Origin of the sequence: Peribacillus simplex (assembly GCF_900156045.1) — a bacterium.
Taxonomy (GTDB): domain Bacteria; phylum Bacillota; class Bacilli; order Bacillales; family DSM-1321; genus Peribacillus; species Peribacillus simplex_D.
In genome coordinates this window covers 1-17,429 of sequence record NZ_FTMX01000004.1, presented here as the reverse complement: position 1 = coordinate 17,429, position 17,429 = coordinate 1, and the positions used below count along the sequence as shown (strand labels likewise).

General features: G+C 38.6%; 14 protein-coding genes and 2 pseudogenes. 3 read left to right on the top strand and 13 right to left on the bottom strand.

The features are described from left to right. Positions 1-26: 26 nt before the first annotated feature. Positions 27-866: pseudogene (locus tag BW986_RS14390) on the top strand (site-specific integrase); the annotation flags it as partial. A gap of 105 nt (positions 867-971) precedes the next feature. On the opposite strand, the gene glnA reads toward BW986_RS14390, so the two are convergent. From glnA to hflX, 4 genes are all read right to left on the bottom strand, one after another. Beyond that, the gene (gene glnA / locus BW986_RS14385; protein ID WP_076368570.1) at positions 972-2,306 is read right to left on the bottom strand and encodes a type I glutamate--ammonia ligase; all 1,335 of its coding nucleotides are present in this window, start codon (positions 2,304-2,306) and stop codon (positions 972-974) included. A 38-nt stretch (positions 2,307-2,344) separates the two neighbouring features. Beyond that, positions 2,345-2,749, bottom strand: a complete 405-nt coding sequence (locus BW986_RS14380; protein WP_076368569.1) for a MerR family transcriptional regulator — start codon at positions 2,747-2,749, stop codon at positions 2,345-2,347. Positions 2,750-2,935: 186 nt separating this feature from the next. Next, entirely contained in the window at positions 2,936-4,204 is a 1,269-nt protein-coding gene (locus tag BW986_RS14375) for a methionine gamma-lyase family protein (protein ID WP_076368568.1), read from the bottom strand. Between the two features lie 12 nt (positions 4,205-4,216). Continuing rightward, positions 4,217-5,470, bottom strand: coding sequence for a GTPase HflX (gene hflX / locus BW986_RS14370; protein ID WP_076368567.1), 1,254 nt, complete (start codon positions 5,468-5,470; stop codon positions 4,217-4,219). Between the two features lie 168 nt (positions 5,471-5,638). On the opposite strand from hflX, the gene BW986_RS14365 reads away from it, so the two are divergent. Further along, the gene (locus BW986_RS14365) at positions 5,639-6,247 is read left to right on the top strand and encodes a trimeric intracellular cation channel family protein (RefSeq protein WP_076368566.1); all 609 of its coding nucleotides are present in this window, start codon (positions 5,639-5,641) and stop codon (positions 6,245-6,247) included. A gap of 37 nt (positions 6,248-6,284) precedes the next feature. Here the strand turns inward: BW986_RS14365 and spoVK are convergent, their stop codons facing one another. From spoVK to BW986_RS14320, 9 genes are all read right to left on the bottom strand, one after another. Further along, on the bottom strand, positions 6,285-7,241 hold the full coding sequence (spoVK, locus tag BW986_RS14360; protein WP_076368565.1) for a stage V sporulation protein K: 957 nt from the start codon (positions 7,239-7,241) through the stop codon (positions 6,285-6,287). A gap of 387 nt (positions 7,242-7,628) precedes the next feature. Continuing rightward, complete coding sequence (hfq, locus tag BW986_RS14355) at positions 7,629-7,862, bottom strand: RNA chaperone Hfq (RefSeq protein WP_034313436.1); 234 nt, start codon at positions 7,860-7,862, stop codon at positions 7,629-7,631. A gap of 3 nt (positions 7,863-7,865) precedes the next feature. Then, entirely contained in the window at positions 7,866-8,852 is a 987-nt protein-coding gene (miaA, locus tag BW986_RS14350) for a tRNA (adenosine(37)-N6)-dimethylallyltransferase MiaA (RefSeq protein WP_081395629.1), read from the bottom strand. A gap of 288 nt (positions 8,853-9,140) precedes the next feature. Beyond that, positions 9,141-10,463: a sensor histidine kinase gene (locus BW986_RS14345; protein WP_076368563.1), complete on the bottom strand. Its 1,323-nt coding sequence runs from the start codon at positions 10,461-10,463 to the stop codon at positions 9,141-9,143. A 531-nt stretch (positions 10,464-10,994) separates the two neighbouring features. Continuing rightward, entirely contained in the window at positions 10,995-12,935 is a 1,941-nt protein-coding gene (locus tag BW986_RS14340; protein WP_076368562.1) for an FtsX-like permease family protein, read from the bottom strand. Then, positions 12,913-13,689, bottom strand: a complete 777-nt coding sequence (locus BW986_RS14335) for an ABC transporter ATP-binding protein (protein ID WP_076368561.1) — start codon at positions 13,687-13,689, stop codon at positions 12,913-12,915. Before BW986_RS14335 ends, BW986_RS14340 begins: the two co-directional genes overlap by 23 nt. A gap of 98 nt (positions 13,690-13,787) precedes the next feature. Beyond that, the gene (locus BW986_RS14330; protein ID WP_081395628.1) at positions 13,788-14,849 is read right to left on the bottom strand and encodes a sensor histidine kinase; all 1,062 of its coding nucleotides are present in this window, start codon (positions 14,847-14,849) and stop codon (positions 13,788-13,790) included. Continuing rightward, a complete protein-coding gene (locus tag BW986_RS14325) occupies positions 14,846-15,553 on the bottom strand; it encodes a response regulator transcription factor (RefSeq protein WP_076368560.1) in 708 nt (235 codons plus the stop codon). The genes BW986_RS14330 and BW986_RS14325 overlap by 4 nt, the downstream gene beginning before the upstream one ends. A gap of 99 nt (positions 15,554-15,652) precedes the next feature. Further along, entirely contained in the window at positions 15,653-16,108 is a 456-nt protein-coding gene (locus BW986_RS14320; RefSeq protein ID WP_076368559.1) for an SMI1/KNR4 family protein, read from the bottom strand. A gap of 1,085 nt (positions 16,109-17,193) precedes the next feature. Between BW986_RS14320 and BW986_RS14310 the strand changes: the two are divergent. Then, a pseudogene (locus tag BW986_RS14310) lies at positions 17,194-17,429 on the top strand (DUF1641 domain-containing protein); the annotation flags it as partial.

Genomic DNA, 17,429 nt, shown 5'->3' with positions numbered 1-17,429 from the left:
TGTTACTATAAAGCCCAAAAGTGTAAGATATTTTATTGCAAGACGTTAAACCGATCATGTACCAAAAGTTTTTAAATTATATGGCTGCAGAAAATTATAGTAAACGCACAATTGAAATTGTTCATGGAACTATGTATGGTGCTTTCGAAAGAGCTATAACTTTAGGAAAAATAATAACAAACCCATGTAATGGGGCAATCATCCGAGGAAAAGAAAAAACAGATAAGATTAAATTTATAAATTCTGAGGATATCCCTCTTTTTTTAACTGAAGCTTATAAATACGGATACATTTATTGGATTTTCTTCAAAGTTCTAATTGAAACAGGACTTCGGAAAGGTGAAGCTGCTGCTCTCCAATGGACAGATATAGATCTTAAGTCAAAAACAATATCTGTAACCAAAACACTTGATTTAACAGCAAAAAACAAAGATGACCTTTTTGGAGATCCTAAAACCTACAATTCCAGAAGGACAATAACTATTAGTAATACACTAGCAAATGATTTACACTTCCATAAAAAATACCAGAACCAAAATAAATTGGCTCTGGCAGAACTATATCATCATGATTTAAATTTAATACTTTGCAGAAATGACGGTAATTTCATGCCGAAATCATCATTATTTAATGCCTTTTCTCGGATATTAAAACGCGCCGTTATTCCGGAAATTTCAATACATTGTTTAAGTCATACTCATGCTGTCTTACTGCTAGAATCTGGAGCAACAATGAAGTATATTCAGGAACGTTTAGGCCACGGAAGCGCTCAAATTACAGCCGATGTATATGCTCATATCTCTAAAAAAATCGAGAAAGATACCATGAGTAAGTTTGAGGATTATACTAAAAACATTTTAAGTTGAGTCGGAGGGGTAAAAACGGGGTGAGCTTCCTATCTCAAATTCAAATTAATTATTACCCCACAAATAAAAAAACCCTGACACCAGAGGTGCCAAGGGTTTGAGATATTAATACATTGACATATATTGTTCGCGTTCCCATGGGTGAACTTGAGTTCTAAACATATCCCACTCGATTTCTTTTGCTTCGACGAAGTGTTCAAGTAAATGTTCACCTAATGCTTCTTTGATTACTTCATCAGATTTTAATGTTTCCAATGCAGCATATAAAGTAGCTGGTAGATCAACGATACCTACTTCTTCACGTTCTTCTTTATTCATAACATAGATGTTGCGGTCAACTGGAGCTGGAGGAGTCAAGTCGTTCTTGATACCGTCAAGACCAGCTTTTAACAGAACTGCAAGTGCCAAGTATGGGTTTGCTGCTGGATCGACACTACGTACCTCTACGCGAGTACTTACTCCGCGTGAAGCTGGGATACGGATTAGTGGGCTACGGTTTTTAGCGGACCATGCAACATAACAAGGAGCTTCGTAACCAGGAACTAGACGTTTGTATGAGTTAACAGTTGGGTTTGTTACCGCAGTGAAGCTTGGAGCATGCTTAATGATACCTGCGATAAATTGCTCAGCTGTTTTACTTAATTCCAATTTACCTTCTTTATCATAAAATGCGTTTTCGTTGCCTTTGAATAGAGAAACGTTACAGTGCATACCAGATCCGTTAACACCGAACAATGGTTTTGGCATGAATGTTGCGTGTAAACCATGTTTACGGGCAATCGTTTTAACAACCAATTTAAATGTTTGGATGTTATCGCAAGCTGAAACTGCATCTGCATATTTAAAGTCAATTTCGTGTTGTCCTGGAGCTACTTCATGGTGGGATGCTTCGATTTCAAATCCCATTTCTTCAAGCTCAAGAACGATATCACGACGGCAGTTTTCGCCTAGGTCAGTAGGTGCAAGGTCAAAGTATCCGCCTTTATCGTTCAATTCTAAAGTCGGCTCGCCTGCTGCATCCAGTTTGAATAGGAAGAATTCAGGTTCAGGTCCAAGATTGAAATCTGTGAAGCCCATTTCTCTTGCTTCTGCAAGAACACGTTTTAGGTTTGCACGTGGATCTCCATCAAAAGGAGTTCCATCCGTATTGTAAATATCACAGATTAAACGTGCGACTTTACCTTTTTCGGAAGTCCAAGGGAAGATAACCCATGTATTTAAATCAGGATATAGGTACATATCAGACTCTTCGATACGTACGAATCCTTCAATGGAAGATCCGTCAAACATCATTTTATTATCAAGTGCTTTTTCTAATTGACTGACTGGGATTTCAACGTTTTTAATTGTCCCTAAAATGTCAGTGAATTGTAAACGAATGTACTTAACATTTTCTTCTTTCGCTAAACGAGTGATGTCTTCACGTGTGAACTTTGCCAATTTCTATTCCCCCTAATAATCATTCATAAATCATATTTTTATTGGAAAAAACGGGACATATCCCCTTGTCGAAGAGATGTTCGATGCTTGCTTCCTTGTAAAAGCTCGGCACGCAGAAGCTTGCGAAGCTCCTCGTCACTTAGGTCCTGTCTTATCTTTTCCGCTTGTTCTAATTCTTGAGTTTTAGGTAAATTCTGTTCCTTTACAGTGAAAATCTTTTTGATGCCGGCCAGATTGACCCCTTGTTCGATTAAGTCTTTAATCTCAAGCAGTCGATCGATATCGTTTAATGAAAAGACCCGACGATTTCCATCTGTTCTCATAGGAGTAATAAGTTGATGCTCTTCGTAATACCGAATTTGGCGTGCAGACAACTCAGTTAGCTGCATGACGATTCCGATGGAAAAAAGAGGCATCGAACGCCGAATGTTGTTGCCGCTCATTCTTAGCATCCTCCTTTTGTTTATCTAAAATTATCTTATATCATGTTATTAAACTTGTCAATATGATGTTACATTTTATGACGTGTTTTTTTCAGAAAAATTAAATGATTTGTTACTACTTAAATATTATGACTATTGCTTTTACAGGAATCCAATTGTATTTGGATTCCCTAAACCTAATTTCATTTACAATTGAATCAGCTTTTTGTCCATTAGCGCATTCACAGCAGTCAATACGGCTACTTTGACATGGGCGTACGTCAAGCCGCCTTGAACGTAGGCAACATATGGAGCCCTTGTCGGACCATCTGCCGTAAGTTCAATGCTCGCCCCCTGTATAAAGGTTCCCGCAGCCATGATTACATCGTCTTCATATCCTGGCATATAGGCAGGATATGGAGTCACATGTGAATTGATTGGTGATGCATATTGGATGGCTTGACAGAAGGCAACCATCTTATCCCGGTCATTAAATTGGACGGATTGAATCAAGTCAGTTCGCTTCGCATCCCACTTAGGAGATGTATTCATACCGAGTTTTTCTAAAAAGGCAGCTGTGAACATGGCTCCTTTAACAGCTTGACCCACGACATGTGGTGCAAGGAAGAATCCTTGGTACATTTCCTGCAGACTATAAAGCGACGCACCTGCTTCAGCCCCTATTCCTGGTGATGTTAGCCGATAGGAGCAAGCTTCAACCAGGTCCTTTTTACCAACAATGTATCCTCCGGTCTTCACTATCCCGCCACCGGGGTTTTTAATGAGTGAACCTGCCATTAAATCCGCTCCGACATGACATGGTTCTTGTGTCTCAACAAACTCTCCATAGCAGTTGTCCACGAACACGACGATTTCAGGGTTAATGTCTTTTACAAAAGAAATCATTTCCCTTATTTCATCAATCGTAAAGGAAGGACGTGTTGCATACCCTTTTGACCGTTGTATACCGATCATCTTCGTATTTGGTTGAATGGCTTGTTTGACGGCTTCGAAATCAACGGCACCAGTTTCCTCTAACGGAACGGCCTTGTAGCTGATCTGAAAATCACGTAAAGATCCGATACCCGAACCCCGGATTCCTACAATTTCTTCCAAAGTGTCATACGGCTTTCCAGTTATGTATAACAATTCATCCCCTGGGCGCAATATGCCGAAAAGAGCGGTGGAGATGGCGTGTGTGCCTGAAATAATTTGTGGGCGTACCAATCCAGCTTCCGCTCCGAATACATCTGCATATATTAATTCAAGCGTATCGCGACCCATATCGTCGTATCCATACCCTGTAGTCGGGATGAAATGGGAATCACTCACTTTATGTGCTTGATAACTTTGTAATACGCGGAATTGATTTTCTTCAATTCGTTCGTCCACTTGCTTATGTAACGGAGAAATCATTGCTTCCACTTCCTGGGCAATGTTTTTCAACACTTCTCCATTAGTTAACTGCTGATACATCAAAATTCCCCTTTATAATGAATATTTCTCCAGCTGCCCGGTTATTGGATGATCAGCTAGACAAAAACCTTTGCATTCATACCTTTCCGATTCTTCATTAAAGGAGAGAGTGCGCAATATGGTTTCATTTTTCAGCTGTGATAATAATTTACCCTCACTCGACGGCAGGAAAACATGATACGGGACCATTTCTTCAATCACGTACTTTTCAATTTCTTCCATGATTTGATTCAGGTCCGATTGTTCATAGGCACTGATCATTAATGAAGCACGACTTGCCGACCTGACAAAATCAGTGTGAATCTTATCTTTCTTATTATACAACGTTAACTGTGGAATGGAAGGGACATCTAAGTCATTTAGCAAATCCTGCACCGTTTTCTGATGATTAAAGTAATCTGTACTTGAGGAATCGACCACATGGAGCAACAAATCCGCTTCTTTCACTTCTTCCAGGGTAGAACGGAATGCGGCAATTAAAGATGTCGGCAAATCTTGTATGAATCCAACCGTATCCGTCAGCAGCACGGTAAATCCGCTAGGAAGAATCGCCTTTCGTGTCATGGGATCCAATGTAGCGAACAATTGGTTCTCTTCGTACGAATCCGCCTCTGTCAAACGGTTGAACAGCGTTGATTTACCTGCATTCGTGTATCCCACAAGTGCTATTTGAAAGGTCTTATTACGTTTCCTTCTATCACGATAGCGTTCACGATGCTTCACTATTCCACTTAATTGTTGCTTGATTTCATCTATTTTCCCCCGGATGTGGCGTCGGTCGCTTTCCAGCTTCGTCTCCCCTGGTCCCCTTGTGCCGATTCCGCCTCCTAGCCTGGACATCGCCGTCCCTTGTCCGACCAAACGCGGCAATAAATATTGGAGTTGGGCAAGTTCAACTTGCAGTTTGCCTTCTTTGGATCTCGCCCGCTGAGCAAAAATATCCAATATTAGCTGTGTCCGGTCAATGATCCTTGCCTCCAGTTGTTTCGATAGGTTCCGAATCTGGCTCGGGGATAGTTCATCATTAAAGATAAATAAGTCCGGTTCAAGCTCCTCTTCCAGATTCCGAAGTTCCTCCACTTTTCCTTTTCCTATATATGTAGCCGGATCGACACTTTCCCTTTTCTGGGAGATGGTCATTAACACCTCACCATTCGCCGTCCTCGCCAAAGAAGCCAGTTCATCGAGTGAATATTCAAAACGTTCATTAGCCTCAGTTGTTTGACACCCAATCAACACGGCCGTTTCCTTTTTCGCTTCTTCCAAATCACATGCACCACCTTCTGGTAGATTTCAGTTAATCATAACAAAAAAATTGAATATATAAAAATTTCCTCAAAACGAAGCTTTTAACCGTTTTAAAAATTCCGATAACATGCTAAAATCAAATTTGGCTTTACCATCAAAATCGAAAAGACATAGAGGGACATTCATATGACATGGGAAGTATTAAGCTTAATAGGTACGATCGCATTCGCTATTAGCGGAACCATCATCGCCATGGAAGAAGAGTATGATATTTTAGGAGTTTATATTTTAGGAATCATAACCGCCTTTGGCGGAGGGGCAATCCGGAATCTGTTGATCGGTGTCCCCGTTTCAGCGTTATGGGATCAAAGTTTCTATTTTGTCATCGCTTTAGTATCCATCACCATCGTTTTTGTTTTTCCTACAAACCTTTCAAAGCACTGGGACAGATGGGGAAACCTAAGTGATGCCATTGGCCTTTCAGCCTTTGCCATCCAAGGGGCGATGTATGCTGTGGACCTTAATCATCCAATAAGCGCCATCATTGTATCAGCTGCATTAACCGGATGCGGCGGCGGGATACTCCGTGACGTGCTAGCCGGAAGAAAACCATTGGTTTTCAGAAAAGAAATCTACGTAGTATGGGCCATCATTGCAGGGTTGGCTTTAGGCAGTGGTGTATTTTCCCAGTCATGGCAGCTTTATTCGCTCTTTGCCGTCATCACGATATTGCGAGTCCTTTCTTACACCAATAATTGGCATCTTCCTAATAAGAAATGGGTGCCTAAAACATAAATTTGAAAAGCCCGCCAACTTGGTGGGCTTTTCCATGTCATTCTTTCTCATCATCCTCGAAAATCAAATCTTGGCTGGTAAGCGTCAGTAAATCGGATTTTTCAAATGAATCTTCCAGTAAAAGCCGCATTGCCTGCGCCCTAATAGACTTTTCAAGTACATTGCGGATATACCGTCCGTTGGAAAATGAAATAGGTCCCCGGAATGAACGCAATATGATCAAATGTTCTTTTAATTTCCTTTCGGCATCCCGATTCATTAGATACTCCTTTTCCTGCAGCATCCGATCGGCTATTTCCATTAACTGTTCAATCGTATAATCCGGAAAATCAATAACAAGCGGGAACCTGGAATGAAGGCCAGGATTAAGGCTGAGGAAATAATCCATTTCCCTCGAATAACCAGCAAGGATCAAAATGAATTCGTGCTGCCGATCCTCCATATGCTTGACAAGGGTATCTATGGCTTCTTTTCCAAAATCCTTTTCGCCGCCTCTTCCCAAGGAATAGGCTTCATCAATAAATAGGATCCCGCCAATGGCCTTTTTAATTAAATCCCTTGTTTTTTGGGCAGTATGACCAATGTATTCCCCGACCAAATCTGCCCTCTCCGCCTCAATTAAATGCCCTTTCGAAAGAACATTCATTTTTTGAAACAACTTACCGATTAATCGTGCAACCGTTGTTTTCCCTGTTCCGGGATTCCCTTTAAACATCATATGCAGTGCTTGCCTGCCAGTTTTCAGCCCTTTTGCCTCACGTTGTTTATTGATGTAAATCCAGGCATATATCTCTTTTATCATCCGTTTCATTTCTTCCATTCCGACCAGCGATTTCAGTTCATCTTCAATCTCTTTCAATGCCACATGCTGGTGGGGGATTTCCTGTACCAAAATTTCTTTTATCGGCAGATCCTTTTGTAGCGCTTTTCTATTTTCCGCATTAAACACAATATTGATTTGCCCGTTATTTTTCATACGGATCGGTTGTTCCAATGCATTCACCTCTCCATCTTGGACCCTAACTCTAACAACACAATTTTCGATTTATGATGGTCATAGGCATATGCTGCATTGCCAAAACAGACCCATCGGAAAATTCATTTATTTCTTTTCGGGATTAAGCCCCATTCCTACCTAGTAAGCGACTTATTCTGACAGGATTATTTCCTTGGAGGATTTGTTTCGACAAACTCCATTCCCGTTCACCAATTTATTAGGGTTAATGTCATTTCCTGCGGTTTCCCGGAAAATAATCCGTCCCTAATATATATTCAAATCAGGTACGTAAAATTATCGATTCTTTGAAAAAGAACAGAGAAGAGCATGCAAAAAAAACAGGTCGCTATAAGCTAAACCTGTTTTTCACATTCATATATATGATTATTCCTTCACTTCGTAATCAATCTGAACATTACGTTGTGGAGCAAATGTAGAAATCGCATGTTTATAGACTAATTGTTGTTTGCCCTCTGATTCAAATAAAACGGTAAAATTATCGAACCCTTTCACTTGTCCTCTAATTTGGAAACCGTTTAACAAAAATACCGTCACATACGTACCATCTTTACGTAATTGATTAAGAAACTGATCTTGAATATTTACTGATTGTTTCATGAATTAGTCCTCCTCTTTTCTCTCTAAATTTATGTATTCGCCCTCACTGAAAAGCTTTCCTGCTATAAATCCAGATATTTCATGTATTTTTTTTGGAAACCCCTCGAGATCGGTCATATCAAACCAAATTACATCCATTTTATTCCGAAACCAGGTCAATTGCCTTTTTGCATATCGACGGGAGTTTTGCTTCAATGTCTCCACTGCTTCATCCAATGAAGCCCTACCATCAAGAAAATCATAGATTTCTTTATAGCCTATTGCCTGGATTGATTGGCAATCCCTCAAACCTTTTTCATAAAATGACTCCACCTCTTGAATCAGCCCTTCTTCCACCATGCCATCAACACGTTGATCAATGCGTTGATATAACTTTTCGCGTTCCATTGTCAATCCAATGATGCACGTATCATATTTCAATTCTGTAGGCTGTTCATTCAGCTGCTCACTCATTGTTTTACCAGTACAATGAAAAATCTCTAGCGCCCTGATCACCCTTCTTACATTATTAGGATGAATCCGATTCGCGCTTTCCGGGTCAACGCTGCGTAATTGTTCAAAAATGGGATCAATTCCTAACTCCCTAACCTGTTTTTCGAGTCCCTCCCTATAAACAGGGTCGGATGGTGCCTCAGAAAATTGGTAATCATAAATGACCGATTGTATGTATAATCCTGTTCCTCCGACGATAATGGGAAGTTTACCCCTGCTTTGGATCTCCTCGATACAAGCATTAGCCCGCTCCTGGAACTCTGCCGCACTAAATGGTTCATCAGGTTCTTTAATATCAAGTAAATAATGAGGAATTCCCTCTGTTTCTTCCCTCTTGATTTTTGCAGTGCCGATATCCATCCCCTTATAAACCTGCATGGAGTCTCCGCTAATAATTTCACCATTAAATAACTTTGCCATCTCAATGCTCATCTTTGTCTTCCCAACAGCAGTCGGTCCAATGATAACGAGAAGTTTTCCTTTTTGTAGTTTCACAATCTCACTGCCTTAAATGATTTTTTCCCTATCTTACCATAATCTAGATGAAAGCAGCTAAACATCTACCCATTATGTCCAATTCAGGTACTTTTATTCAACTTTTCCCCGTAATAATCGACATCTTAATATCGCTTAGATTGTCAGAGTTTAAAATTGCCTAAAATACATTTGAAGCTCACTGCTCCATTGCTCCTTCCCCTGGCAGAATGGAATATAACCCAGTTAATAGAATCGTAAAAAAGGTATGATTCCTTCTACAATTGAGGAACCATACCTTTATAGATCAATTTAGCCCATTTTTCCATTTACCGGAATGATCATCGTAACGGTCGTTTCTTTTTCTGAGGAGTGTACATGAATCTCTCCATCATATCTGTTCACCAAGTCTTTAACGATGAACAATCCTTGTCCGCGAACTTTGCCCTTTTGTGCCTTTTTGGTTGAAAATCCGCTGGCGAATATATTCCCCAGATCTAAATCCGAAATCATTGGTCCGGTGTTCGTTACCATAAACGTGTACTTTTCATCATCAGCTTTGCAGGCAATATTCATTCGGCGTTCTCGCTCCGGCAATTCAATTGTTGCCTCAATAGCATTGTCGATAACATTTGATAATAATTTAATCAAATCGATTGTTTTAATTCGATTGAAGGATTCGGGTGAAACATCAACCTCAATATCGATGTTATAATTCTGGGCAGAGAGCCTTTTTGTCTCTAACAGGACAGATAAGCCCGGATGAGTCACATCCAATTTCATCGATTCAATTGAATGCACTTCTTTTGAAAGACCGGTTAAGTATTCGAGTGCTTTTGCGTTCTCCTCTAATTTAAGCAGTCCATGTATCACCTGAATATGATTGGAAAAATCATGCCTTAATGAGCGGACTGAAGCAAAGAGCGATTGAAATTCCGATTGATACGTATCTTCCGTATCCCCCACTTCACGTGTCAGTTCCTTTTGATACCATTTTTGAATGACAAAAAAGGTAACCAGCAGCATGATAACAAATCCACCATTATAAACAAGAATGGCAATGCTGCTTTTCAATACCTTGCCGTTAATGGCATTTATATCTTCTGCGCTCACATCAATGCCCAAAAAACCAATTATGTCGCCATCTTTATTTTTCATTGGCACTCCCACAGTCAAATACTCACCATACTCAGGATCTTCTAGAATCCCGGTAATGAAGCTTTTGCCTTCATACCCCTGTTTGACCTGCTCCGGCGGAACAGTACATACACCACCGATAGGAAAATCCCCTTTATGATCCTTAGAAAATCCAGTAATCATAGCCTTAGATACTTCCGGATTATCAATCATGAGCGTATAAACATATAATGCTCCTATTTTTTCACGGGCATCCTCTAAGTAAGCTTTCATATCCCTATAATCCTGGCTCTTTACTTGGTTATTGAGAAATCGCTGATAGGCCTCTATATCCATCGAGTCGGCAATGGATCTAGCAGCTACCAAGTTTTGATTAGCAACGGATTTTTGCACAGAATTTTTAATGCTTAAATATGTTGATAACATATTTAGAAGAATGAAAACAATCAATAAAAGAATGGTCAAATAAAGAAGTGCCCTTAACTTTTTATTTTTCATAGGATTAAACTTACCTCATCTCTAGCAGCTAAAAGTTAACGAACCTATTCTGAGTTTACTATATTAAGGGACAAAGAAATAGATAAAAATCTAATAATCTCTATAATCCCAGGCATATAATACTATAATTAATCAAGTAATTAACAGATTACCCACTAAATTTCAATCATATAACTTGTTCATATTTCATCTGCACTGAATTAACTAATCATTTTTTCAAATAAATCATTATATTTCCAATAATTAATTATACTAATATAACTTTATGTAAGAAAAAAGGGATAATTAACGATGTAGGGTTTGGTACTTTCTCTTCAAATGAATAATTTTACCCTTTATATGAAAATATTACAAGAATATAAAAGTTCTATTCTGGAAAATTACACCATAATTCACACCTTTTATATTTATTTGCGCAAAAATAGTGAATCATTTCTCTTTCAATAGTACATATTAACTAATTTTTCATAAAGGAAAACAAAAATGGAATCAGGGCCTGCCCCCTGATTCCATTTACATATTTTATAGCTTTTATTTTATCGAATTGATGACTGCCCGCTCATACATCTTTTTTGTTACTTGATAATATAGCAGTTGAAAAAGAAAATACGTTGCGATGACCATAGCAGAATAGACGAACAAGTTGGATCCCAATAAATTGCTTAATGCCACGTAGGCGATTATGGCATGAATCATCCCTATCAGAAAAGGAGCGAAAAAGAGGATGCGTATTTCCGCACTTAAAATTTGCCTTATTTCTTTTTTTGTCAGTCCCAATCGATGAAGGGCATGAATTTGGATTTTTTTATCTTCTAAATTCGTAAAAACTCGCAGATACATCATGCTTCCCTGGACGATAAAGAATAATAAACTGACAAACAGGCCGATAAAAAGTATCAAAATGCTTCCCTGTTTCATTTCTTGATAAATCGGAGCTCTTGTTTGCAATTGATTTTGGTCTGGATTATTTGACATTTTTTCGATTTTACTGGATGTTTCCATTGCTTCTTCCCAATCTCTAATTTCATACCCGCGTACTCTTACCTTTTCTTTTAAAGGCACATCAGCAGTTATTTCATGAAACAGCCGATCATCTACCACCATCAGGGTCGTTGCTGACTTTATGGGGGCGACTATGGATTGATTGCGCTGACCGATCATTGTTACCTGTATGGTTTGTTTACCATAGTGAAGTTCCTTTTGTTCTCCCTTTTGGACGAATTGATAATCCAGTCCTCCATAAGGAAAAACGTATAACGCTTCCTTTCCAGATAACTTTGCCGGATCAATTTTTCGCAATGCAGCCACATTGTTATAATCACTTTCCGAGATTAATAATGACCTATTTTCATTGGATTCTCCCGTTCTCATATGGGGTAACATGTGGGTAATGGGTACACCTGTCATATTCACTTTGTAATGGATCTTGAATCCATCTTCCTTTAATGCTTTCTCTACTGCGGATGGTTCAATAATGGAATATATAGAAGCATCATTTTCCACCCAGCCAATTGATTGCGGAATGTTATTCAGCCCTTGCTTTTTTAAGTCTGCACTGAACATGAAGAGTGTGCCTGCAGCTGTCAAAATGACGGCTGTAATGATCGAGGTCAAAAAGAATAGTCTCGAATAGTCTTTAATATTAAAAATCAGGTTTGTTTGAGTGATTAAATTCGTTCCACCATATAAGCTTTTCTTCTTCCGGTAAAGCCTGCTGCAAAAAGCGACGATACTTTGGCTGAATAAAAAATAAGTGCCGATCAGTACGAAGAATAAAATGGGTATTACTCGAATATAAGAATTATTCAACGACATAGTGCCTGCCAAATAATAAGAAACGCTTAAGCAAACGGCTGATAAAGCAATTAACCACTTTGAAACGAAGGGGGTCTTTTTTGGTTTTTGTTTATCTTTTAGTAAATCGACCACCTCCGCATTTCCAATGGAGAACAATGAAAGGAGCGATAATAGCTGAAATAGCAAAACGAAACCAACAATCGTATAAACAAAGGCCTCAGGGACAAAGACAAACGATATTGGTAGCTCTACGGCCAATAACCAAGAAACTGCCATCAAGAATAGCTTTGAGAACAAAAACCCTAAGCCTACCCCTATCAGGATTGATATGAGGGAAACCATCGTTTGCTCCAGGTAAATCAGTTTTCTTAGTTGGGATTTGGACATACCAAGCAGTGACAGCAGCCCAAACTCTTTTTTTCGCGGCTGTATAAATGCGGCATTCGAATAAGCGATAAAGAAAACCGAAAATATGATGATCACTATTTCTGCTGCAATGAGTCCCCTACTAATTAGCTGTCCCCCAGGGATATTCGCATGGACCACATCAGGATGAAAGATAAATGATGCGTAAATAAAAAAGATTGAGACGGAAACGACAATACTGAAAAAATAAGCTAGGTAACGTTGTGCATTTCCTTGGATATTTCTCTTAGCGAGAAGTCGGATGTTCATGATAGACTCCTCCCAAAACGCTTAACGTATCTAAAATCCTTTGATGGAAACTCTGTCTTTCCCCTCCGCTGTGCACCTCCGAAAAGAACTTGCCATCCTTAATGAATAGAATCCGGTCACAGAAGCTGGCGGCAGTCGGGTCATGAGTGACCATGAGGATGGTTGCCCCCTTTTTCTCCTGAAGTGTCGTGAGGGTATCCATTACCTGCTTGGCGGATTTGGAATCCAAATTACCAGTAGGTTCATCCGCTAAAATAATGGAAGGCTCATGAATCATCGCTCTTGCACATGCCGTTCGTTGCTGCTGACCTCCGGAAATTTCATAAGTCCGCTTTTCTAAAATCCCTTCTATTCCAAGAAGGTTCGCCAACTGATTTACCCTATTTTCCATTTCCTGCAATTTATATTGATCTAACGCTAAAGGAAGGAGGATATTTTCGCGAACGGTAAGTGTATCAAGAAGGTTGAAGTCTTGAAAAACAAATCCAATCTCCCTCCTGCGAAACAAAGCCAGGTCGTGATTGTTTAATTCATTAGGATTTTGATCATTTAGAATGACTTTACCTGTGGTGGGCTTATCAATAGTGGCCATTAAGTTAAGCAGAGTGGTTTTCCCGCTGCCAGATGGACCCATCACCCCGACAAATTCCCCTTTCTGTACATTCATGGTGAAATTATGTAACGCTTTATGAAATAAATTCCCTTGCTTTTGAAAATAAGTTTTGGATAATTGCTCCGCTTTTAAAATCGACATCCGAAAATACCTCCCTTTCTTACCGTAAGTATAATGAATAAAGCGGGAGGCTCCCATCGAAGTTTATTACATAATCGTTTAACACCCTTACAATTCTGTCACCTTTCATGTAAGGTATTTGTCTTAAAGAGAAATTCCACAGTAGTCCCTTCCGATACAGTCGATTGAATGGTAACACCATGCCCAAGCTTCTTAACGATTTCCTTCACTAGATATAGTCCCATCCCGGTTGACTCTTGTTGGACTCGCCCGTTCTCTCCAGTAAAAAATGGATCAAACACCCGTTTTACATCATGTGGGACAATTCCGATTCCCTGATCTGTTATCCTAAGGAAAATCTCCGACTCTTTTTCAACAATGCTGAACGTTATGCTGTCATGCTCTTCCTGCCTTGAATACTTCAGTGCATTAAAGACCACCTGACTAATGGCGAAGTGGAGCCACTTACGATCCGAATGCACATATAAATTCTCAAGCTCCGTGTCAAGCCTGGGATATATGAACCGTTTGATGAACTGTTTCTTTTCCTCGTTAATCACTTGCTTGACTAGATTAATTAAGTCAACCCGCTCCGATTTTACATCCTCCGAAAAACGCTGCAGCCTTGCTCCATGCAATATAATTTCAAGTCCTCTGCGAAATCGATCATTTTCTTCTTCTATCTCTTTAAGATAATCCTTCATCGACTCATTCGAAAATGTCCTTTTGCCTTCTTGAACCAGTAAGGAAATGACTGAAACGGGTGTCTTCATTTGATGAACCCATTGATGAATCAACAGTTCATATCGCTCCTTCTGTTTGATTTGTTCTTGTAATTGTCCAATTGTTACCTGGTTCATTTGTTGAAAAAGTTCCATCCACAACTTTTGTTCATTTGACAGGGGTTCCCTAAAAGCTTCGACATATTCAAACGACAAGCTCGGTTCTTGCTTCATCCTTGCTAATTGATTAAGAAAACGGTAATGCCTTATGTAATCAGCCCCTAAAAATAGAAGCATCATAAACAACGCGAGAATAATTAAATAGATGATATTCGAAATCGATATGTGATTCCCAGCTTCCAGAACGGCTAATGCATAAGCAATGATAAGCAGGCTTACCAATAGAACGGTATAAAAAATAAAATAAAGACGGTCTTTTAAAAAGGATTTCAGCTTCACTTTTCTTCACCTTGCACTATTTTTAGTCGATATCCTTTTCCCCTGCTAGTCGTTATGGCGTGATTGACGCCAATATCCTCAAGTTTTCTCCGTACCCTTGTGACATTGACGGTCAATGTATTGTCATCAACAAATGAATCATCATTCCATAATGCTTCAAGTAAGTCTTCACGCGAGACAATGGTGTCATACTGTCGTAGTAAACAACTCAATAATTTCAACTCATTTTGAGTTAACGTTACCCGATTGTCCTGATATTCGATCATCGCTTTTTCCATATAAAGCGTTAATCCATCCATTTCCTTTATTTTTTGGTGGAATGAAGATATTTCCGCATATTCACCATAAACCCTGCGCAGGACACTCTTTATTTTCGCTAGTACCACTTCCAAATGAAACGGTTTTGTTAAATAATCATCTCCCCCATATTCAATGGCCATGACTTGGTTCATTTCATCTGTCCTTGCAGAGATGAATATGATGGGCACCTTTGAAACCGTCCTTATTAGCCGACACCAATGAAAACCATCATAATAGGGCAGATTAATATCCAATAAAACCAAATCTGGCTTTACCTCTTGGAACTCCGCAAAGACTTGGTCCAGTTGCTTCACTTCAAATACCTCATACCCGTACCTTTTTAAATAATTGACCAAGATTCCCGCTATTTTGAAATCGTCTTCAACCAATAATATTTTATACATCTTTTTCTCCTCATTATCATGACAATCCTTCATATCAATCCAGCTATTGACAATAAAAAACCTTGAAAGGTATGAGCCAATCAAGGGATTCAAATAAAATTAGATTTCTTCTGGGATTTTCAATCCCTCAATGAAGGATTTAAAACTCGATGCAACTTTATAAATATTTTCATCCTGACTTGATGGATCCGAATACCACCCCTGATCCCAGAAGTAAACTCCTTTTTCCTCTTCGTTATCTATCAGCAATATTTTACCTGCACATGTATCATTACCTATTATAATGCAATTCTTATGTAAGTCTTCCCTATTTTCTTCATGCCATTTCTGTAAATCCAGTTCTTTATCTTGAAGCTCTAATCCATATAGTATATTTAAGCAAACGAGCGTGTCTAATGCATCTACATAAAACTTACTGTTTTGAACCGCAGTTGTACCGCCATTATGCGTAAGGAGAAATTGTTTATAATCTGCAGGGATCTCAAAACCCACAAATTCCTGAAAATTACTCACTGCTTCTTGTGTCGCTTTGCCATATCCTGTAATATTAACCATTCTATCACTCCATTTCAGTTTATTGTAGTAAAATCAATTGATAAACTTATTCTGTATGCCTGCTAATTACTGTTTATAAAAAGGTCAGGCCCTACACTCCATTTATGGAGATTGTTGAAAAATAAATTATTATTACTTAGAAAATAATACTTTTTTTAAATATATTAACATAATTTTACTATCCTTATCAGTATTTTCTGATATTTTTTTTGACAATTTCGTTGCATTTCAATATGAAGATAGCTTTTTTATATAGAGTTTTTGTCGAAAAATCGATAAATCGTATAAATCGGAGATAAATCAGGAATTTTCGAAGATATATAGGGAGACGATGATGAAACTTAGCATTATTCCTTCTTCTTTATACAATGAAAAAGGCGCCCAACCATCATCTTCTAGGTTATGCGCCTTTTTCCTATTTATGAATTATCCCATTACATCTCAAACAACTTTATAGTCATCATAAGTAATTAATAACCTGCTCATAGAAACTGTCTCAGCACGAAGCCTATTCTTATCACGACAATAAGCAATGATGGAACTATTGGGAATTTTGGCTGTACAATTCCATTTACTATATTTTTCATTATACCTGGAGGATATTTCGATATTCTCACCACGGATCTTTAATATCCTGCGTTCTACCAAGGGCATCATCTCCAATTCCGATAATATTCTTTACCCTAAATCAGATAAAATATTCCTGGGTCACATTCAGCCATGGCATATTCAAAGATTATGGACATTATAGCAAACCAAACATATATTCAAAACAAAAGATGTCTACATATTCTGCCGATAGCCGGCAATCATGCCCCCTATTATTATAGGAAATGCGGTGAATCCCAACGTAATCTTATAGAATGTCTCTTTATTTAAGGTATTATAACCAGAATAATCTTAATGTTTTTTTGGAATATTAAGAGAAATCACAAAATCCACCTAATAACTGTTAATAATAACTATAAAAATTATATTCGTATCACAAAAGAAATATTTGAAATTAAGAGGTTAGAGTCGTATGATTAGTAGTATCGGCGGAAAACACATTAATCAAAATAATTAAGTTTAAAGGGGAATTAGATATGGTAGATGTAGTCTCAAAACCTGAACATGAAACACTTAATATTTCTGCAAACCAAGAACAATTGGATATCCTTGATCAGCTTTTAAAGCCCGAGGTACAGGAATCATTGAACACTTTAGTCGAGCAGTTACCAAAACTGACTGAGTTAGTGAATATTTTAACAAAGTCTTATGATTTCGCTCAATCGGTTGCGACTGATGATGTGTTGAAAAATGATACGGTCAGCGCCATTTC